Genomic DNA, 21129 nt, shown 5'->3' with positions numbered 1-21129 from the left:
GGGTCTCCAACGGGTGGCGCGCGGTGAAAAGGGCGAGGCCGAAGGATAGGGCGAGACTCAGCCCGCGGGTTGCACGGCCTGCCCGTAGAACCAGCGGAGATGCTCGATCAGCGCCTCGCGAGCCTCGACGTTGACGAGGACGTCCAGGAGGAAGCCGGGGCGGAGCGCGAGCTTGGCTGCCGCGATCTTCACACCAGGCAGCTCGTTCAACCGCTGGCGGAACTGCTCTCGGAGCGCGATGTCGTCGAACGGCGTCCGGGTGCTCAGGTGTTGGAACACGATCTCGAACTTCCCGCTCGGGTAGATCGTCGCGGGCCAGATGTTGCCCAGTTCGTGGTCCTTGCCGCGCGCCATGAGGAAGCACGAGGTCTCGCCGCCGGAGCCGTAGAGCAGCATGCCGCCCATACCGGCCCAGGCTTCGAGTACCGCAACCGCGCCGTGCGCGACCTGCGCGTCCTGAAGGTCCGTCAACTGCTCGAGGAACCGGTCGTCCAGCAAGTTGTTGCGACTGGACCGTGGCCGGAGAAGCTGGCCGGGCCCGTCCTGCTGCGGCATGCCGGCAAGTTGGGCCAGCTCCTCGACCCCGATGCGCTGCGCCTGGCTGGCCCGACCGTACTTGTCGAACTCGACACCCTCTTCACGCAACAGGTCGTGCGGGTCGTCCGTGCGGGACGGGTCGAGCCAGCGGAAGTTCGGCGCGAGTACGCCCTCCGTCTGGAGCACCCGGTGCGCGTTCGGCGCGGGATGGTTGGCCAGCCGGGCACCGACGGAGACAGGGTGAGTGCCAATCAGCGCGGCCAGATCACCGTACGCTGTCCAGGAGCCGGCGGGCAGCGCGGCGAGCGCTGTGTTCATGACGTCCCAGGGCACCTCGGATTTGTTGCCCGCTTCCTTGTTGGGCCCGGGCCAGGTGGCGATGATCCGTTCTGCGAGCGCATCCGCACGGGCGTGGATCTCGGGACGTCCCCAGCGCTTCTGGTCGGCGATCTCCCGGTTGAGCGCGATCCCGCTCTTGCCCAGTTGTGCCCGCTTGATTAGGAAGGAGCTGTTGCTCAGTTCCGCGTTGTAGCCGGTCAGGGTCAGGTTGCCCAACGTGTGGACCAGGGCCTCGTGCGCCTCGGCGAAGCTCTCCTCCCCTTGCAGGTCTTCGCCCAGCATCTGCCGCCATTCCGCGGTCGGGCTCTGCGGCATGACGTGTTCAATGGTCAGCGACCCCGGCGAGACCGGTTCTTTGCTGCCGTACGACTCCTCCAACCACTGCAGCACCAGCTTGCGCTGGGTCGCGCGCCCGTTGAGGTAGAACGGGATGGACCGCACCGCCTCCCGGAGGCTGGCGTCGGTGGCGTAGTATTTCCGGCCGACAGACAGGTATGCCCGCACCGCCTCGTCGACCGGCAGGTCCTTGCGCATGTCGGTCACGATGCGCAGCAGGACCCGGTTGATGCTCGCGGTGGCCCGACCGATCAGCAGGCGCCGAATGAAGTAGCTCTCCACGTACAACATCGCCGAGGCGATCTGGTCGGAGGTTGCCGTCCCCTGCTTGCGGCGGTCCAGCAGGTGCAGCAGCAGCGGCAGCACGGTGGTCGTGTCCCAGGCGTTGAGTCGGGCCAACCGCCGCTGTACCTCCGGGTCCTGCTCCTCCTCGGGGTGCAGGATGATCCGCAGCAGGGCACCGAGTCGGCAGAATCGGCGCACCTCCGCCTCGATCTCCGCCTCGGTGTGCAGGCCGTTGAGCCGCGCCTGCTGGCCGACGTAGGTGTCGGTCTGCTTCACCTCGGGGTTTCGGTGCACCATGTCGAGCCAGAACAACTGCTCCAGTTCTCCGGCGTCCAACTGCTTCTGCAGCGGGAACCAGAGCGAGTCGTAGACCGCATCGCCACGGTTGGGCAGCCGCATGAACAGGTAGTTGCGCAGCAGGTCGGCCTGGGTGAGCTTCAAGCCGGTGTTGTTCAGCGACTCGAAGATCCGGTAGACGTTGTCGCTGGCCCCCGCCACGACCGAGACCAATGCCATCCCCGAGATGACCGCGTCCTCGATGCGCTCGATGTCCATCGGGTCGTCAGGGTCGTCGACGGCGACGAGCTGGGCCGCGAAGAACCGGTACGCCGCGCCCACCTGGTCGCTGCCGCCGGCCTGTGGAGTGGCCTCCAGGCATGCCTCGTAGGCGGCGCGATCGGCCTGGGTGGGGACGACCTTCAACCGATGAGCGGGCTTGTACTTGTTGATCAGATATTCCTGGTCGATCCGGTCCCGGTGGCCCGGGTCCTCATGCTCGGCGCGGTGATCGCGAATGGCACAGAGCAGGATGGACAGCGTGGTGAGCCGCTGCTGGCCGTCCACCACCAGGAACTCGGAGACCGAGGGCCCGAGCGTGGGGCTGGGGGCAAGCACCAGCGAGCCGATGAAGTGGGTGAGGCTCGGGTTCTCGATCCGCTCCTCGGCCAGCTTGCGGATGTCCTCCCACAGGCGCCGGAGCTGGGAGTCCGTCCACGAGTACGTCCGCTGGTACAGCGGCACCCGATACTGCTTCGCGCCCTCGAGTAGCTCCCGCAGCGTCGTCTCGTGTGCCGCGACCATGTACCGACTCCTCGTCTCTCCACGGTTTCCGACCTGGCAGCGCAGGCGATCCACCGCAGGCGGAACAGCCCACGATAGACGGAGATCGAACCGATTCTCCATGATCGTTCTGTCGGCATTGCGACACATGGCGGCCGGATACCACCTCGGCGCGGGCATCACATGAAGCCCTCCTCCGAACAGGCTGGACCAACCCACCGATCAGCGCTCCCATGTGGACGGCTGTCCTCTCGGACATGGGCCGCCATAACGCGAGAATCAAGCGACACGAACGCGGTAGCGGCCCGCAGTTCTGCCGGTCGCGCGACGCAGGCGTCAGCGCTTCAATTCGGCGGGCGATGCATCGGAGGGCGACATCACCAGCAGGGGTTCGATCGGCGACTGGTACGCCGACGCGGAAATGCGCGGCAGTGCGGATCACGGCCGCGATTGGGAGAACGACGAGGTCCCGAATCGCACACCCGACTCCTGGCTCGACGACCTGGGGATCGCGTCGCCTCCGCACTCATCAGGTGGTGGCCGAGGCGGAGCGCAGCGGTCCGCGACCGGTGGAGCCCCGCACCGTCCGGGAACGTCCTGTCAGTGCATGCCCTGCAAGGCCCAACTTCGCAAGATGACAGGTGATCTTGCCACAGCCGCCCGCAAGTTGCTGAGCACGATGCCGGGCGCGAAGGACAGCACCTTGGCCCGCCAGCTGCGGCGCTCGGGTTGGCCGGATGTGACTGCGGAGCAGGTCGGGCGGGTGCTGCAAGGGGGGAAGCGTCGACCGCCACAGAGGCGCCCGGCCCCGGCCAAGAAGAACCCGGTGAGGTCTCAGCGCTTCGCGGACGCCGCGAAGGCAGTTCAGAGCAAGCACCCGGACCTGGACGTCCGGAGAGTGATGCAGAAGCTCCGGAAGTCGGGCTGGCCTGCCGTGACCGAGAACGAGGTTCGCGCCGCGCTTGCGGCACCGCCTCGCTCCGCAAGCCTCACTCCCTTGGCCCCCGCCCGGCCGCTGCACACCCCACGGACTCACCCGGACGCCTGCCCGGCCTGCGGAGTGGTCGTAGGGTCGTTGGGTTTGTGCCGTTGCTCCTGACGCCGCCGCCGTCAACGGAGGACACGGGCACGTCCGTCACCGGATTGACACTCTGACATTCCTCGATCACCCTGGGTGTTCTGACCCATGCGGTACGTCAGCACCGGGGGTGGGCGTGGACATCGAGTCGCTCGTACGTTCCCTCAGCCAACCATCCAGACTGGTCGTCGAATCCTCTCAGCACCTCGTCGACGCCGTCGAGAAGTACGCCAAGGACGCCGCCGCAAAAAACGACGCGTACCGGTACGGCAAGGCTCCCGTCCCCGTGACGATCGGCCAGACGGTGGGGACCAGCCCGGCGCACGTGCTGCACGAGCTCGGGGTGGCGACCACGCTGTTGACCGCGTCGCCGCTGGCCCAGGTGGCCCGGCACTGGGCGCACGTCCGCTACTGCGCGACGCTTACCCGGCAACGCGGCACGCTCGGGCTCACTCCGTCAGCCCAGAGCCTCGTCTACCACCACAAGGTGACCCAGTCCGAGCAGTTGGGCATCGGCCTGGCCCTGGTGGTGGCGAAGAGGGTGCTGCAGCGACAACACCCCCGATGGACCTTCTTCGCCGTCGACGCGGAGGTGGCCCTGAAGGCGGGGTTCATCGACGGGGCGGGTGCGGTGGAACGCACCTCGAAGAGCCAGAAGCGTCCGGACTACTTCCTGGTGGGGCACCACAGCTCGGGTCGCCGCAGCCGGATGAAGATCGTGGTGCTGGAGTGCAAGGGCACCCATCAGCCGCCAAGCTTCGCCTACGGTCAACTGGCCCGGGCCGCCGTGCAGGTCAGGACGCTGAACGTCGGTGGCCGCCGCCCACCGGCACTGATGGTGGCCTCCTGCCTGGCCGGGCGTCAGATCACCTCGTACGTGCTCGATCCGCCAGGCGATGACGAGCTGTGGGACGGCGACCCCGACGGCTTCGACGAGTTGCTGCACGGCCGCCCGGAGGACCACCACTGGCGGACCCGGCCCGTTACGGCTGACGAGGCACGGACCTGGCCGGTGGCGGTCGAGGACGCCGGACCGCCTGGCACCACCGGCCCGACCCCGGCTGACGACCTGCCGCCGGGAGCACCCGAGGTGTTCGACGTGCCTGAGGAACGACGTGGCTGGTTCACGCAGATCCTGACCCGTGCGGTGGCGGCCACCGCGCTGCTGTTCGCCGGCGACAGCGCCACGGCCCGTCATTACGCGACGCCACGGCAACGCGGAGACGAGGAAGCCCACACCGGCCAACTGAGGCTGTTCGAGCTGGACCCGTCGTGGGCGGCGAGCACCGCCACGTCGCAGCCCGTGGCGGACGACCTGCGTGCGGAGGGCACCCTCTACCGCGCGCCGCTGCCGAACGGCAAGACCCTGGAGGTGTTCCGCGGCGTGGAGAGCAGCCTGTACCGCCACCTCGCGGACGGCCAGGTCGCCGCGTACCTCCGGGCGGCACCGCTGGTCCGCCGCCGGTGGTCGCGGTCCCGGCCGCGCGACGGGGTGGTGTCGCTCGGCCGGGACGGCACGGTCCTCACCATCCGCGTCACCCACCAGCGCCGCTGAGGCGCCGGTCCCGCCCCTCAGTGGGCGACAGTCCGGACGAAGGCCGCCCAGGAACCGGGCGGGAAGGTGAGCATCGGCCCGCCGCGGTCCTTGCTGTCGCGTACGGCGACGACGCCGGGCAGGTTGTCGGCGACCTCGACGCAGTTGCCGCCGTTGTCGCCGCTGCGGGTGCTGGTGCGCCACCGGGCACCGGTCAGCTCAGCCATGGTGAACCTCCACAAGGATCTTGTTGATGAGTCGTCGGGACTGGTCCTCGTCCAAGGCCAACGAGTCGAGGCTGGCCCAGGTTTCCTCGTACGCGGCCAGCTCCGCCGGACGGTCGAGGTAGAGCGCGCCGGTCAACGACTCGCTGTAGACGACCGGCGGTTCGGGCTCGACGCGGCTGCCGAGCGGAAAGTCGAGCAGCACGAACGCCCCGGCGACGGCACCGATGTGCAGGCCGGCGGCGAGCGGCATCACCCGGATCGTGACGTGCGGCAGCCGGCCCACCTCCAGCAGGTGCCGAAGCTGGTCGGCCATCGTCGCCGGGCCGCCGACGGCGCGCAGCAGCACCGCCTCGGAGAGCATCACGTCGAGCCGGGGCGGCGGGGGCAGTCGCCGCAGCAGCAGGGCCTGCCGTTGCAGCCGTACCTCGACCAGGCATTCCCGCTCGTCGGCGTTGCGGCCCGCGCGGGGCTGGCACACTGCGGACGCGTACCCCCGAGTTTACAGCAGGCCGGGGACCAGCGTGTCGTCGTGCTCGCGGAGCCGGCCGGCGGCGGCCTCCAGGCCGACGTACAGCTCGAACCAGTCGGGGACGGTGTCGCCGTAGGAATGCCACCAGCCCTTCGCCCGCGTCTCGCCGGCCAGGCCGTTCAGCGCGCCGGTCAGCTCGGGCGTCGCGGCGTACAGCTCGCACATCGCCCGCACGTCGAGCCCGCGCACCACGCCGATGCCGCTCTCGATCCGCCACACCTTCTGCCGGCTGCACTGCAACGCCGCCGCCGCGCCGTCGAGGGTCATCCGCGCCTCGGTCCGCAGCTCCCGCAACGCCCGCCCGAGCTGCCGACGCGGCACCGTCGACCCCACCCCGTCAGCCATCCGCTCCCCTCCCCTCGGCTGGACCACCACCGGTCGCCGACGGTCGCCCGTAGACGAGCGCGCCGTCGCACCGCGAGGTCACCACCTGATCGGGTACGCCGACCTCGGCCGGCTCCCGCCGCCAGCGCCCCGGCACGCCCCCGTCCGGCGTCACCTGCCCGACCAGGTCAACCGCGACCGACCTCGGCCGCAGGAACCACCTTCGCCGCCTACCCATGCCGCCTCCCGCTCCCGCTGCGTATCGCGTCGACTTAAGGGGTGAACAGGTGAACAGCCTACATGACAAGCGAACAGGTGAAGAGAGCACTTGCGCAGAGAGCAGATGTTCAGTTCGGCTGCTCCTACCGTGATCGGGTGGGGAAGCTTCGGCTGGTGGCGAGCCAAGAGGTACAGGAGATGCTTGGCGTCTCCCGTACGCGCGCCTACCAGATCACCAACTCGAAGTCCTTCCCTGACCCGGCAGCGGTCCTGTCAGTCGGGCGGATCTGGCGGACCGAGGACGTGGAGCGGTGGATCAAGGACCACCGGCCAGACCTTCAGGACGCGGAAGAGTAGCCAGGAGTCTTTCTTGATCGGGTGCTGTACGCCAGCCGCCCTGGTGCCGATCAGCGACGACCTGCGCGGGAAGATCCGGGCCGACATCTGCCCCCGGGCGTAGGCCCCCCATCGCTCGCCTCTTGGCCGAGAAGTACGCCATCTGACGGTCGGGCGGACCTTAAACGGGACATCCAGAGCTGGGTAATTTCCCCCCGCTTTGGGAGTTCCACTCAAGAGGCCCCGGCCGGCTTGTCGCCGGACCGTCGGGGATAGTGCCTCCTCCAGTCCCAACCGGACGAGGGTGAAAGCACACGCAGTCCGCCGTCCAATGGAACGAGCGGCACCACAAAGTGACGCGACTGTTCGGCGAGCAACTCAACCATAGGCCGAAAAAGTCTCCCACCTCCGGGCAGCAGACACGCCACGTGTCCAACCCACGTAACCACCCCAACAAGATCATCAAAGCCGAAGATCGGGTCTTTCGGAGCCGAATAGAGAACACCTACGTACCAGGGTAGACCTTCATCACTAACACCGTGGGGACGAGTGGATAGGAGCCTTTTAATTCGTTGTTCGTTGTGAGCCTCGCCCATCAAAGGTCGAAGCTCGACATCAGGCTTTTGTCGCCAACCCTCCTTATCCCAGCGAGGCGTTCGCCATCCTTCTATCGTGACGAACGGATCTATATCCCTGGCGCTAGCGACCGCTCGCTTTGCCTTACGCCAAGAGATGCCCGGCGGCTGCTTCTCTTCATAGAAAGCGTACTCAGGCAGCGGGTCCTCGTAGCCCACTCAGCATCTCCCTGGCCGTCTTGCAAAAAACTCGATCGATTGGGGTGGGATCAGTTGGTTCCAATTTTTTGGAGCGCACCAGGGGTTGCCGCATAACGGGCACCCACACCAGGCGGCGGAGTCAGAGCTGACTGGTAATTCTGGCCGTCGATAAGAGGACTGGTTTGGCCGAGGCCCGCACTCGCCATCCGATCGTACTCAGCGAGCACTAGCTCCTTGGTGCGGTAGGAACCGTACTTTGCGATGTCGTTGTGCTTCAGTCCACCATTCTCCGTTTGGAAGGTCCCCATGATGTAGTCGACATCGCTACGCTCAATGCCGTACAGATGAAAGAAGTAGGCATCAAGCTCGGCGCGGATGCGGGCGCGGCGCGACTCGTCCCAGCGGAACGGCTCGCCTCGGTCCCCAAGATCCCGTGCAAGCGGAGCCATTTCCTCGGCAGTGTAAACAAGTTCCATGACTCGCGGCGCGATAAATGATGCATGTATTTGCATAGTTGTTGGAGCAGGCACCGGAAGCTGCTTCCAGGTCATCAACGCCATGTGAGCGCCACTAACCTTCTGCCGGCTGACGAAGTCGAAAACCAGCGAACTTTGAGCCGCAACCAGCGCAACCGCCAGTGCGGGCTCAACTCCCGGAAGCATCAGCGGATACGTGTGCCCGACCGCGACCCGCGGAATGAAAGCCGGTATGGCAGTGCGTTCGTCAGTTGTGCGGCACACGTCACGCCAACCACATAGCCAACTTGCATCCCAGCCCAGGTCCCGCAACCGTTGGTCGACCCCGGGAACCCGCAGCTCTTGATTTCGCCTGACCGTGGCGATGGTCCCCGTTCGCCTCACCCAGTATCGTGGCATTGCAGCAACTGATGGAGCAGCCTTCGCCGAGACGCTGAGGCGTGTCCGGTCCTCGCTGCCTTCGCCATGGTAAGTGTTCCAGCGGTGGTCGAAGTGGTGGACCATCTTGCCCTCGTACAGGGGCAGCATCTGCTCCTCGCCACGGACAAATACATTCCCGTGCAACTCCCAGCCCTCACCCTCCAACTGCTCACGAGTACGGAAGAGATCAGAGTCATCGGTCATGTGGAACATCGTGGCCTTGAAGGTCACCCGCCACGGGTTACCGCGGCCATCACGCTCGTTCCACAGGGCAGGAACCCGACGGTAGATGGCGGCCGTAAGGTCTGCGTCTCGCCGTCCTCGAAAGACCGGCAGAGTACCGGTGTTCGGGTTGATCAAGCTGATCTCGTCGGGGGCTAAGGCGAAGACCCGATCGCTATCGTCAAGGTCTGTTGGGTCCTCTAGGAAGAACGCGTACCGGGCAGCCGGCTCGATTGAGTCCCGCCCTGTTGCCGACAGCAGACAGAACTTGTAGCTGGAGTGCACCCCGACGAACAGCGGCTTGCGGTTCTCAAAGTCATAGAGCGATGCCACCCGGCCACTCTCGCTGAGGCCGCCGAACAGGTGTTGCGCACCGGCGCTCGTCGCTACGGCGGTGGGAATAAGGCACCCAAATCGACCCATAGGAGCGACGATCGACGCGAAGCGTTCCGCAAAGAGCTGGTCGGTCTGCAGCATGGTGACCCCCTTGACCGTGAGGCCCTTCGCGCAGAGGGGAAATGCACCGGAATCACCCGCGAAGTGGAATGTGGCCTTTACCCGCCGACGCTCGGCCCGGTAGCGTTCGCCCTCCTCCGGGAACTCCTCGGCCCAAGCAGTGATACGGGTGCGGCGAGCGGTACCGGCGATGGCGGCGATGGCCGGGTCGACCACGCTGAAGTATTTTTTGTCCTCGAAGTCGACCTTGTCCCAGGGCGGGTTGCCAAGGACGCAGGAGAAGCCACCCGCCCAGCCGGTGCCCGGGTCCACGTCGGTGAAAGACGCGGACCCCTCCGGCACTACAAAGATGTCAGGAAACTCCAAGTGCCAATGGAAGAAGGTGTACTGCTCGCGTAGCCGGGTGATCTCATCGCGGGTCTCCTGGAGAGCGCCCGCGCCAGCCGGATCTCGTAGCATGCGGAACACCTCGTGCGTGATAGCCGCGGGCGCGTCCTTGGCCTTGTGCCACACGAACGCGGCACACCAAGCGTCGGCGACGTCCTTGGCATGCCCGTATGCCGGAGAGGCCGCCCAGTCGCGGTAGGCAGCGGCCTGCTTACGGACGTCGCGCAGGTTGCCGGCGGCAGTCCGGGTGGACCGGCGCAGGCTGGTCGCGAAGGCGACGTTGGTCAGCGTCATGCCCTCGTCCAAGCCGAAGAGGACGGGGTGCTCTCCCCGTTCGGTTTCGTTGCGCCTCTCCAGTGCCCGCGCCCAAGCGGGGTCGTCGCCCTCGACCGGCTTGAACGCCTTGCTCGGAACCCCGTCCCGGATCAGGGTCGGCGTCGCTCCGATCAGTCCATTGCCACGTTTGACGTGCGCGTCGAGGAAGTCAAGCGGGCGGCCCGGTTCCAATGCTTCCAGCCAGAGCGACACCTTGGCGAGCTCCACCGCCATCGGGTTGAGATCGACACCGTAGATGCACCGGCCGATCACCTCGTGCAGGGCGTGACGTACAGCCACGATCGTCGGCTCCGGATTGCGCTCCCTGACGGAGGCGACCCGCTTGGCGATCCGGCGGGCGGCGGCGACCAGGAAGTGGCCGGAGCCGCAGGCCGGATCACAGACCGTCAGCGACAGGAGCTCGTCAACGATGCTCTCGGTTGCATCAGGCTTGCCAGCCGCCGACGCCTTCACCTCGCCGCGCTTTTGCGCGTCGTCGATGACCCGGTCTAACGTGGAGTCGAGCAGGGTTTCGATCAACGAGCTCGGCGTGTAGTACGAGCCGGTCTTCTTACGGTCGTTGCCGGCCCGGTCGACCAGTTGGAAGGTGCTGTCGGTGGCGCTGTGCTTCGGCACCGACTCCAGCAGCGATTCGTAGATGGAGCCAAGCTCCTCGGCGCCCATGTTCCGGTAGTCGACCGGACGCCAGCGACCAGACGCTCCGTCGCGGACCCGGCTGAGAAGGCGCACCGCCTCGAGCACGTCCTTGTTGGCGAGCGACAACCCGTGCAGCGGGGCATCGGCGTCGATGTCGTCGTAGAGACCGCCAAGGCCCGGCAATCCCAGCTCAGGGCGGCCGTTGACGTCGCCAAGCGCGTCGAGGACGATCCGTAGCGCCTGGTAGAGGTCGGCGTGGCTGGTACCTCGACGGCGCAGCGCCTGCCGGCGTAGCCGCCCAGAGGAGAAATACTTCGCGTACCGATCGCGGGTTTCCTGGGTCGTACCCCCCGGATGGAGGGCGTCGCGGTCCTCGGCGACGAACAGGAAGATCAGCCGGTAGACCAGGCGCAGCAGCGCGGCGTGGTAGGCAGTGACGTCGAGATTGCGCCGCAGCTCACCGTTGGCGGGGTGCCTGAGGAACCCGGTGCCCAGCACCTCGATTGCGTTCTTGACCGCCTGGCGGTGATGGTCCAGCGCGCGTACGCCCGAGGAGATCGCCTCGGTGCGCCACTTCTCCAGCCAGCAGGTCGACGGCGCGGCCCCCTCCCCCACCGCGAAGCGGGAGACGTGCAGCAGCCGGTAGAGCAGGACGAACTCGCTGAACAGCTCGCCGTCGAAGATCGCCTCCAGGTCGAACTCGACGTAGGCGGCGGTGGCGAGGGCGTTGGAGTCGCGCAGCAGCCGCAGTTGCCGGCCGTTGGTGAGCACTCCCCACAGGTGGGCGTCGGAGCGGTTCAGGCATTCCTGCACCAGCGACTGCGGCGGGACGCCGCCGGTGGCCGGGCGCTTGTCCAGGGTGGCGTTCCACGGGGCCAGGTGCACCGGGACGTGCTGCCAGCGGTGGCTGATCGGGAACGTCTTGCCGCCGTCGTCGGCGGTGATGCCGGTGGCCCCGATGCCGGTGAGGACGCCGAAGCCGACGGCGTTGAACAGCGGTTCCAGCCACTGCGTGACGGCACGGCCGGTCGGGTCGGCGGGGATGTCCGCCTCGGGGGCGGGGGGCAGCGCGCCGCGCAGCTCCTTCCACACCGACTTGAGCCAGTCCCAGTGGCGTTCGGCGTCGTCGCGCACCGATCGGGAGACGATGACGCCATAGTCGGCGGGCTTGCAGCCGCTGACGTCCCGGCCGTCGGCGATGCGGACCAGCATGTCGGCGGGGAGCAGGCCGCCGATGGTGTGGACGGCGGTGAAGACCTGGTTGCGGGCGGTTGCGGACATCAGGCGACGGCTCCGGCGGTGGGGGCGGGCAGATAGACGTAGGCGCCGAGGATGTCGGCGCGGTCCTGGACGGTGACGGTGAGCCCTCGGACGATCTCGCCGGAGGCGCTACGCACCCGGCGGTGCGAGGTGAGCAGTTCGGCGGCCAGTTCCTCGCCGTACCCGGTGAGGTGGTCGGTGACGGCGGGCAGCTCGTCGAGGACCCGCCGCATGGTGCGTTCGCCGAACCCGGGGTCGGTGTTCGCGTCGGCGGTGGCGTCGAGCAGCGCCAGGGCGTCGTCGGTGGACAGCCACTTCGCGTTGGCGGGGGCGCCGGCGAAGGCGAGCAGCCGGGCGTCCTCGGCGACGAGCTGCCGGGTGCCGGTGCGCGACGGCAGGGTGAGGTGGAAGCGGTAGCGGACCACCAGCAGGGTGGTGCGGCCGGCGACGGCCCGGGTGCGGATGACGCCGCAGCGGCGGGCCGGGCGGGGGCCGGTGGCCTGCTCGTCGAGGGCGGCGTTGAGGACGTACCCGGCGAGGGCCACCACCGTCGGGTCGGTGCGGACCAGGGCGGCCTCGCCGCGCGCGACGGCCGCCGTGTTGCGGAACGGGACCGGGCGGCCCAGCTCGACGACGTCGCCGCCGAGCACCGGGGCGAGGGCGTCGCGCAGTCCGGCGGGGGTGCCGCTCACCTCCGCGGTGAAGTCGCCCGAGCCGCCCTGGGCGTCGCGCAGGACGCCGTCGAGGGCGCGCAGCGACCGGCGCACGAAGGCTCGGATCTCCCCGGCGCGGCCGAGGGTGTCGCGGACGGCGGCGACCTCGCGGGCCACCTCCTCCGGCCGGATGCTGTGCTGGGCGAACCGGGAGCGGGAGGTCTTCTCCCGTTCGGCGGCGGACTGCCAGTCGGCGGCCAGCGCGCTGGCCTTGGAGTCGATGGCGCGGTACTCGTCGGCGTCGAAAAGGCTGCCCTGCTCGCCGCGTTCGACCTGCTGGCCCCGCAGCAGCACCCACTCGACGATCGCGTTGGTCACCCCGGACGAGGCCTCGTCGGGCACCGAGACGGAGATGCCGAGGTCCTTGCGGATCTGCCGGTGCTTGCGGATGAGGACGTCGAGGACCTTGCCGTCGATGCCGTTGTCGCTGCCGTAGAGGGTGATCACCCGCACGACGCCGCGCTTCTGGCCGTACCGGTCGACCCGGCCCTCCCGCTGGTCGTGGCGGGTGGGGTTCCAGGCCAGGTCGTAGTGGACGACGGCGTCGAAGTGGTGTTGCAGGTTGACGCCCTCGGAGAGGCAGTCGGTGGCGACGAGCACCCGGCGGGCGGCCGGGTCGTCGCCGGCTGCCTCGGCGAGCTTCTCGATGCGTTCGATGCGCTGCTGCGGGGAGAGCGTGCCGGTGACCGCGTGCACCACGGTTTTCTTGCCGAGCTTGCCGTCGAGGTGCTCGGCGACGTACTCGGCGGTGGGGATGTAGCGGCAGAAGACGATCGGGTGGTAGCCGTCCTTCAGCAGCGCCTTCAGGTGGGTGATCAGGGCGGCAAGCTTGCGGTCCTCGGTCGGGCCCTCCAGCTTGGCGGCCTGCTCGGCCAGCTCGGCGAGCCGGCCCCCGGCGTGCTCCACCTCGGCGGCCTCCGCGCCGGGGGCCACGTCCAACCCCTCCAGGGCGTCGTTGTCGGACGAGTCACTGGTCAGCGGGGCGCCGAGCCGGTCCGCCTCCTCCGGGCTGTTCGCCGCCGCGGTCGCCGACCGGGTGCGCAGGGTCTGCGCGGCGGCGCGCGGCGACGACACCAGCGAACGCAGCAGCGCGATCGCCGACCACCAGGCGATCCGGGCCTCCCGCCGGCCCTTGCTGTCCGCGGCGCTCACCCGCTCGCTGGCGTACGCGATCGCGTCGTCGAGCAGCGCCCGGTACGCCGGGGAGAGCTTGTACGTCTCGTCCTTGAACAGCCGGTCGGAGGGGAACGAGGTCTCCTCGGCAAGGCTGTCGTCGGCCAGCCCGTCCTCCCGGGTCAGGTACTGCCGCACGTCCGCGCGCTTGCGGTGCACGAAGTACGGCGCCAGCGCCCGACGGCCCGCGTCCGAGCCGAGGTCCACGGTGGCCAGTTCCGGCTTGAGCAGGCCCAGCAGGTTGCGGAAGGCTCCCTCCTTGCCGCTGTGCGGGGTCGCCGTGACCAGCAGCAGGTGCCGCTGGGCGTCGGCGGCGACCCGCTGGAGCAGCTCGAAGCGGAGCTGGTTCTGGGTGGTGGTGCTGTCGTCGGCGGCGACGCAGGTGTGCGCCTCGTCGACGATGACGAGGTCGGGGCAGTGCCGCACGAAGTCGTCGCGGTGCCGGGTCGACTTGATGAAGTCGGTGGAGACGATCACGTGCGGGTGCCGGTCGAACAGCGACTGACCGAGGTCCAGGCCCCGTTCCAGCCGGGAGACGGTGGAGGCGAGGACCAGTTCGGCGTCGATGCCGAACTTGGTACGCAGCTCCGCCTGCCACTGCTCGGCCAGCGCGGGCGCGCAGAGCACAGCCAGCCCGCGGGCGCTGCCCTGGGCGAGCAGTTCGCTGGCGATCAGGCCGGCCTCGACGGTCTTGCCGATGCCGACGTCGTCGGAGATCAGCATCCGGACGGTCTGCTGGCGCAGCGCCATCATCAGCGGCACGAGCTGGTAGGCGCGCGGTTCGACGGCGATGCCGGCGAGCGAGCGGAACGGCCCGGCGCCGGAGCGGAAGCCGATCCGCAGCGCGGAGCGGAGCAGGCCGGCCGCCTGGGCGTCGCCGAGGTCGGTCGGCGACGGGTCCGCGAACCGGGCGCTCTTGACGCGCTCGAAGGCGGGGAAGACGGCGGCGATGTCGTCGTCCGCGCCGCCCAAGGGGCGCAGCACGAGCATGTCGGATGCGCTTTCCGGCAGGACGACCCAGTCGCGGCCTCGGGCGGAGACCAGCGTGCCGGCGCTGAAGGAGGTGGTCATGAGGGGTTCCTCGCGCGTCGTGATGTGTGGTTGTGGGTGGCCTGAGGGTCAGCCGGTTGCGCTGGTGCCGAAGCAGAACTTGTTGTCCGCCGCAATGGCGGCCCAGTCGGCGTCGTGTGGGAACCGGATCACGTCCCAGCCGGCGTCGCGGAGCCGTTCCTCGGCGTCGCGGTCGCGCTGGGCGACCTCGTCGTGTTCGTGGACGGGCCCGTCGACGAAGACCGCGACGGTGGCGCCGGGCAGCCGATAGACGTAGTCGGGTTGGGCAAGCGCCTCGGTGACGAGGGTCTGCGCCTCGTCGGGCAGCCGCAGACCGCGCTGCTTGAGCCAGGTGATGAGCTTGGCCTCCAGCGCGGTGTCCGACTGGGCGGTCAACCGCTCGAGCTGCTCGGTCCGCGACTCACCCTGACCGGTCGGCGCCGCCCTGCCAGCGGCGAAGCGCAGCAGCAGGTCCCGCACGCTGTGCCGGTCGATGGACCGGTGGTTGAGCTGGTTGCCGTAGGTGAGCAGGCACTCGTAGCAGCCCAGCGCGCAGGGGCGGTCGGGATGCGGTCCCTTCAGATCGGTGCCGTCGGCGGCGAAGTGACAGATCGCCAGGGCCTCGGCGGCTGCTCGGGCCAGGGCGTCGGGGTCGGCCTGCATCAGGCGCAACACCCCGGCGCCACCCTCGGCCGCCTCGGTGAACAGCATTCGCTCGCGCGGCCCGTCGTTCGGCGGCAGCAACTCGGTGGTCAGTTCCGAGTCCTCCAGCTCGAACGCGGCCTCGATGCCGCGCTCCAGCGCGTACATCAGCGAGAGCGCCACGTCCTGGTCCAATGGCTCGTCGAGCTTGAGGACCAGGATGTTGCGCCGGTCCTCCACGTAGGGGATGACCCGCTTCTTGCGGCGCTTGTCGTTGCCGTCGGCGTCGATGAGCGGCATCTCGCTGGAATCGCCGGCCGCCTCGCCGGCGTCGCGTTCGTTCATCCACCGACCGTCGGCGGGGTCGAGCCAGAAGCCGTCCGGCTCGTCCTGCTTGGACCGCACCCGGCCCACATTGGTGATGCGGACCGTGGCCGAATCACCGTAGGACAGGGTCGCCAGTCTCCCGGTCGAGTCGGAGACGATCGCGTCCCGCCGGCCGGGGCGTGCGCCGTGGTCGTGGAACCGGTACGAGGTCACCAGCCGGAACCCGGCCCGGCGGCGCTCCTCCTCGTCGGAGGAGATCCGTTCCCGACGCTTGGTGTACACGGTGTGCAGGTGCAGCAGGCCAGTTGTCTCCTCGCCCAGCGGCTCATCGCACATCTGGCAGCGGTCGGCCCTCTCCTTGACGTCGTGGTGGTATCCGCACTGCGCGCACCGGCGCGCCGCACCGGTGACCACGTCGCCGGCCGCGTCCGGCGGGAGCTGGATGCGAGTGACCTGGTAGCGCGCCCCCTCGTGATAGATCAGCGCGCCGGGGCCGAACTCGCGGATGGCGAGGAAACGGGGACGTTGGAGGTAGTCACCATCACCGAACCTGCGCCCGGTGGTGGGGACGTAGGCGGCCAACGGCAGCCGCGGGAACGAGTAGCCGGGTAGGAAACCCTCGCTGGCCAGGTAGCGGTACGGGTTGAAGTCCGACAGCACCGACTTACTGTCGACGCTCTCGTTCTTGAGCAGGTTGAGCTGGGTCTCGGCCTCCTTGCGGCGGCCCACGGCGATCCGCCGGTCCCGCTCCGACAGGGTGTGGTCGAGGACCCGACGGTTCTGCTCGGCCTGGTCGACCAGGGCGGCCTTGAACAGGTCACGCCATCGGTCGAACGCCTGGTTGAACCGCTCAGGCGTGGTGCGGACGGTGTCCTCGATCCACTGGTCGTCCCACCAGCTGGAGCTGGTGAAGTCGCCGAGCAGCCCGGCGAAGACCTGGCGCGCTGCGAGGGCGGCCCGTTCCTGGGACCGCGTGTCGGTCAACGCCGCGATGATGTGGTCGTGCAGACCCAGCGCCGGGTCCGGCCGCCGAGAGTCCTCGGCGTAGGAGATGTCCACGGTTTCGGGGATGGCGCGGCCGAGCTTCAGTCCCGCCTCTGCCAGCCAGATCGCCTGAACGTGGGACCGGACCAGGTCCTCGTTGGCGAGGTCCAGACGTGGTGGCGCAACCGCGCCGGCGACCATCCGGGCCGACCGGCGGAAGTAGTACTGGTCGTGGCTGTTACCGGTCGCGCAGTACGTGGTCACCAGCGCCGGCTGCCCGGACCGGCCGGCCCGGCCACTGCGCTGGGCGTAGTTGGCCGGGGTGGGCGGCACGTTCCGCATCATGACGGCGTTGAGTTCGGAGATGTCGACGCCCAGCTCCATGGTGGGCGAGCAGTAGAGCAGCTTGAGCTCCGCCCTACGGAAGGCGTCCTCACGCCTCTCCCGCTCCGCCGGGTCGACCTGGGCGGTGTGCTCGCGTGCTGTCAGGCCGGCGAGGGTTCCGGCGGCCTCCTGGTACAGGTTACGGAAGAAGGTGTTGACCTGGGGGCCGTCGCCGCTGGCGTAGGTACGGGTCAGAGGGTCGTGGGCACCCGTCTCCCCCGACCCGGCCCGCCAGATGATCGAGGCGGCCGATACCCGGTAGCCGGTGATGCTGGGTCCGGCCGGGCGACGGAAGCGTCCCGCGCGCTGCGGCGCGGCGTCGATCCTCGTGACCACACTGGCGTTCGCCAGCACCTCCAGCAGGTCGGCGATCGCCGTCTGCGCGTCATCGAAGGTGAGGTCCTTGCCGAAGTGCACCCTGCGCAGATACTTGCCGAACTTGCCCCTGCCGGAGAGGAACAGCCCCGACCGGTCCATGCCCCGGCCCGACGACTGTGGGTAAGCGGTGCCGACCTTGGGACTGTCGCTCAGCGACAGCACCCATGGGTCGGTCAGCCGCTCCTCGCTCGCCCGCTGGAGCGAGTCGAAGTCATCCCGGAAATATTGCACATCGATGGCGAGGGACCGACGCATCTCGTTGAGCAGCGCGCGCATGATCTCGGCACGCTGGCCGGGCTCCGCGTTGCGCAGCGTCTCGTGGGTCTTCGACCAACGCTCCTGGTTGTTGGCGAGCCAGTCGAGGTCCTGGTAGTCGATTTCCAGCAGGCCGGTCTGCTCGAGGTTGGGCATCGTGATGCGCCAGCCCCGTTCGAGGTCGAGATAGAGGCGGAAGGCGACAACGTCCCGGAGCGTCTTCGCCGCGTTCTTTGCCAGCGAGGGGGGTAGATCCTCACCGCGTGCGTAGTCAGCCTCCCGAAGGCCCAGGGCGGCCGTTACGTGAGCGGCGAGCTCCTCGTGGCTGATGCCCTCGTCACCGGCGTCCACCGCGGCCTTGTAGAGAGCGCCGCGCAGCTGGGTGATCTGCACGAAGTCGTTGAAGTGGCCGGCCTGCAGCGAGGCGTCCTGCCGGTTGTCGACGAACGTCAGCAGCTTCCGGGCCTTCTTGTCCAACGCCTCGGCCGGCGCGCTCATCAGGGAGCGGACGATGGAGGCGGAGACCAGCGAAGTCGCCGACGACCGGCCTTCCTGGTCGAGGGTGGCGAGCTTGGCGAAGTCCTTGCCCCGGGTCTGCTCGTAGCTCACGCCGCAGTGGGCGCAGAAGAGGAAGGGCGACGGGATGAAGGCAGCCTGTAGATCACCCCGACCCTCGTAGCCGTAGGGGTCCACCGTGATGGCGGTCGGCAGCCGGTCCCGGAAGGAGTTGCGGACGGTTTCCTGCCCGTTGTCGTCGGGTTCCAACCAGGACTCCGGGATACGACGAGCCTCGATCGCCTCTTCCCTGGTCTTCGGCCAGGGTCGGTCCGAGTCGATGTAGAGGTAGCCGTCGGTGGCCCGGCCGCCCGTGGCAAACGTGTCCCGGCGGGGCTCGTAGACGACGCTGGGGTCCCGGGTGGTGGTCCGCCACACCGTCAGGTACTCCTGCCCGCACTCGCGACAGAAGGCCAGCGGCAGCAGGATCTTGCCGTCCGAGCCGGGCAGGACGAGCTGGTAGTCGCGGGTGAGATGACGGGTGAGTTCGTTTTCGAGGGTCACGTAGACCGTGTCGCCCTTGGAGAGGAACTGGTGCAGCCTGAAGGCGAACAGGGGCCGCTCGGTGACCGGGTGCCGCGCCTCGGAGCCAGCCTTGAGCGTGCGGCGGATCGCCTTCGCGCAGTCGGCGGCCGTCAGGCCGCTGGCCTCGGCCAGTTCGACTGCGGCCTCCTCGATCTTGGCGGGCTTCTGCCGGACGAGGCGCCCGGCCTCGTCCACCGCGAGACCGAAACGGGTCTCGATCCAGCGGGCCAGCGGGTCGTTGACCAGGTCGCCGTACGCGCGGGGGGCACCGGGCGCCCGCAGCCGCTCGGCCGGCACCGCTTCCGGAGCGTCAGCGGTGGCGCGGACCAGGGTCTCCCCGATGATGTTCGCGGGCGTGACCTCGGTGCCGAAAAGGGTGGTGGCGACCCGCGCGACGACGGCACGCTGGTCGTCGGCGGTGCCTTCGCTAGAGATGGTGGCGGAGGTGCCGATGCACTGGAGGCTTGCCGCCCGACAGGCCTCACGCACTCGGCGGATGAGCAGGGCCACGTCCGCACCCTGCCGGCCCCGGTACGTGTGCAGCTCGTCGAAGACGAGGAACTCCAGCCCGCTGGCCATCTTGATCAGCGACCGTCGGTCGTCCGGGCGGGTGAGCATCAGCTCGAGCATCACGTAGTTGGTCAGCAGGATGTCCGGTGGACTGTCCCGGATCTCCTTACGCCGCTCGTCGCTCTCCTGGCCCGTGTACCGCGCGTAGGTGACCGGCTCACGGCCGGGCCCGTAGCCGTCCTGGAGATACTTGTCGAGTTCCTTGAGCTGACTGTTGGCCAGCGCGTTCATCGGGTAGACGATCATCGCGCGTACCCGCTTCGTCGCCTTCGGCCCCTCCTGCTGGCGTGCCTTGAGCACCTGGTCGACGATCGGCACGATGTACGACAGCGACTTGCCGGAGCCGGTGCCGGTCGTGAGGACGTAGGACGCGCCGGACTGCGCCTTGGCGATAGCCTCACGCTGATGCTGGTGCAGGGTCAGCGAACGACCGTCGCAGACCCTGCCACCCTCGGTCTTCCTGGCCTGGAAGATCCGGGCGCATTCCTCGTGCAGCACGCCCTGGCTGACCAGTTCGAGCACCGAACCGCCCGAGGCAAAGAACGGGTTGAGCGACACCCACGGATCGGGCCACTGCGACTTGGCGTCCAGGTCGTCCTCGACGAAGGCCGCGATCCGGTCATCCCGGATGATCGTGCCGCCCTCGGTGAACGCGCGGTAGTCCTTGAGCAGCCGCTCGTGCACCCCGAAGACGTCCATGCCGGCGCCGCTCGTGTCAGCGGACGCATCCTCCTGGGTCTGGGTCGGCGGCATTGCGGCGCCGGGTTCTTCGCGCAGGCTCGCCAGGTACCGCACCGGGTCGAAGCTGTTCCAGCCCGGGACCGTGGCGGTGCCCTTGGCGACGGGCAGCAGCGCCTCGCGGACGGTCACCGCGTCCTCCGGACGGTCCGCGGGGTCCTTGGCGAGCAGGCGGTCGATCAGCCTCGCCATGTCGGTCGGCACGTCGGAGCGCATCAGCCGGAGCGAGGGCACCGGCTCCTCGAGGTGCTTCTGGTACAGCTCGTGAGCGGACTCGCTGAGGAAGGGCGGCACACCGGTCAGGAGTTCGAACAACACGCAGCCCAGCGCGTACAGGTCGGCCGCCTGGGTGACTGCCGCGGCGAGGAACTGCTCCGGCGCCATGTAGCGGGCGGTCCCGACAGTGACGCCCGTGCTCGTCAGCTTGCCGGCGTCGCCGTCCTCGAGGATCCGGCCCATGCCGAAGTCGAGGACCTTTACCGCTCCGGTACGCAGCAGCATCACGTTGGACGGCTTGAGATCCCGATGCACGACGCCGGCACCGTGCGCCGCCGACAATCCGTCCGCGATCTGGGCCCCTACCGCGGCAACCCACGAGATGGGCAGTTGCGGATGCTCGGACACCAGATCCCGCAGGGTTTCGCCGTTGAGGAGTTCCATCGCGATGTACGGCAGTTCGTCGGCACCCGCGGCGCCGGCGATGATGCGCGGCAGGTGGGGATGGCGGAGCTTGCGCATGATGCGCACCTCGCGCTCGAACCGTTGCCTGGCCTTGTTGTCCGCGGACGTGTCGATGAGGGCCCCGGAGCGGCTCCGGAGGATCAGTTTCAGCGCAACCATGCGGTCGGTGGAGCCCTCCGCCGCGGCCATGTCCTCGGCGCGATGGACCTCGCCCATGTTGCCCTTGCCGATCGCACTCTGCAGGCGGAACCGGCCCGCCACCCACTCGTTTGTCCCCGTCACCCTCAACGCCCCCCAGCTCGTTGTCCACGGCGAACGCGCTATCCATCACAAACCGGGACGTCGGCTGCCCACTCAGCCACCTCGGTCCTGCCCACAGGAC

8 protein-coding genes and 1 pseudogene are annotated in these 21129 nt (G+C 68.7%); 2 read left to right on the top strand and 7 right to left on the bottom strand.

Annotated features, from left to right (window positions below; genetic code table 11):
* Nucleotides 1-57: 57 nt before the first annotated feature.
* The gene (locus AC5RWQ_RS27375) at nucleotides 58-2577 is read right to left on the bottom strand and encodes a GmrSD restriction endonuclease domain-containing protein (protein ID WP_494285529.1); all 2520 of its coding nucleotides are present in this window, start codon (nucleotides 2575-2577) and stop codon (nucleotides 58-60) included.
* A 1193-nt stretch (nucleotides 2578-3770) separates the two neighbouring features.
* Between AC5RWQ_RS27375 and AC5RWQ_RS27370 the strand changes: the two genes are divergently transcribed.
* Entirely contained in the window at nucleotides 3771-5189 is a 1419-nt protein-coding gene (locus tag AC5RWQ_RS27370; protein ID WP_494285513.1) for a hypothetical protein, read from the top strand.
* Nucleotides 5190-5206: 17 nt separating this feature from the next.
* Here the strand turns inward: AC5RWQ_RS27370 and AC5RWQ_RS27365 are convergent, their stop codons facing one another.
* The 3 genes and pseudogenes from AC5RWQ_RS27365 to AC5RWQ_RS27355 form a co-directional block, all read right to left on the bottom strand.
* Nucleotides 5207-5395 (bottom strand): DUF397 domain-containing protein, encoded by a 189-nt coding sequence (locus tag AC5RWQ_RS27365; protein ID WP_494285512.1) that lies wholly within the window; start codon nucleotides 5393-5395, stop codon nucleotides 5207-5209.
* Nucleotides 5388-5882: pseudogene (locus tag AC5RWQ_RS27360) on the bottom strand (DUF5753 domain-containing protein); the annotation flags it as partial. The pseudogene AC5RWQ_RS27360 and the gene AC5RWQ_RS27365, both read right to left, overlap by 8 nt.
* A 12-nt stretch (nucleotides 5883-5894) precedes the next feature.
* Entirely contained in the window at nucleotides 5895-6269 is a 375-nt protein-coding gene (locus tag AC5RWQ_RS27355; RefSeq protein ID WP_494285511.1) for a helix-turn-helix domain-containing protein, read from the bottom strand.
* A gap of 354 nt (nucleotides 6270-6623) precedes the next feature.
* Here AC5RWQ_RS27355 and AC5RWQ_RS27350 point away from each other — a divergent pair, with 354 nt between their 5' ends.
* Nucleotides 6624-6824: a helix-turn-helix transcriptional regulator gene (locus AC5RWQ_RS27350; RefSeq protein WP_494285510.1), complete on the top strand. Its 201-nt coding sequence runs from the start codon at nucleotides 6624-6626 to the stop codon at nucleotides 6822-6824.
* 823 nt (nucleotides 6825-7647) lie between these two features.
* Here the strand turns inward: AC5RWQ_RS27350 and AC5RWQ_RS27345 are convergent.
* Genes AC5RWQ_RS27345 through AC5RWQ_RS27335 form a run of 3 tightly spaced genes read right to left on the bottom strand, consistent with a single transcriptional unit; the run spans nucleotide 7648 to nucleotide 21029 of the window.
* A complete protein-coding gene (locus AC5RWQ_RS27345; RefSeq protein WP_494285509.1) occupies nucleotides 7648-11793 on the bottom strand; it encodes an Eco57I restriction-modification methylase domain-containing protein in 4146 nt (1381 codons plus the stop codon).
* A complete protein-coding gene (locus AC5RWQ_RS27340; protein ID WP_494285508.1) occupies nucleotides 11793-14729 on the bottom strand; it encodes a DEAD/DEAH box helicase in 2937 nt (978 codons plus the stop codon). Before AC5RWQ_RS27340 ends, AC5RWQ_RS27345 begins: the two co-directional genes overlap by 1 nt.
* 48 nt (nucleotides 14730-14777) lie before the next feature.
* Entirely contained in the window at nucleotides 14778-21029 is a 6252-nt protein-coding gene (locus AC5RWQ_RS27335) for a protein kinase domain-containing protein (RefSeq protein ID WP_494285507.1), read from the bottom strand.
* Nucleotides 21030-21129 lie beyond the last annotated feature (100 nt).

This window comes from Micromonospora sp. BS32 (genome assembly GCF_059089345.1).
The sequence above is the reverse complement of the archived record's forward strand: the minus strand, read 5'-3'. Positions and strand labels throughout refer to the sequence as shown.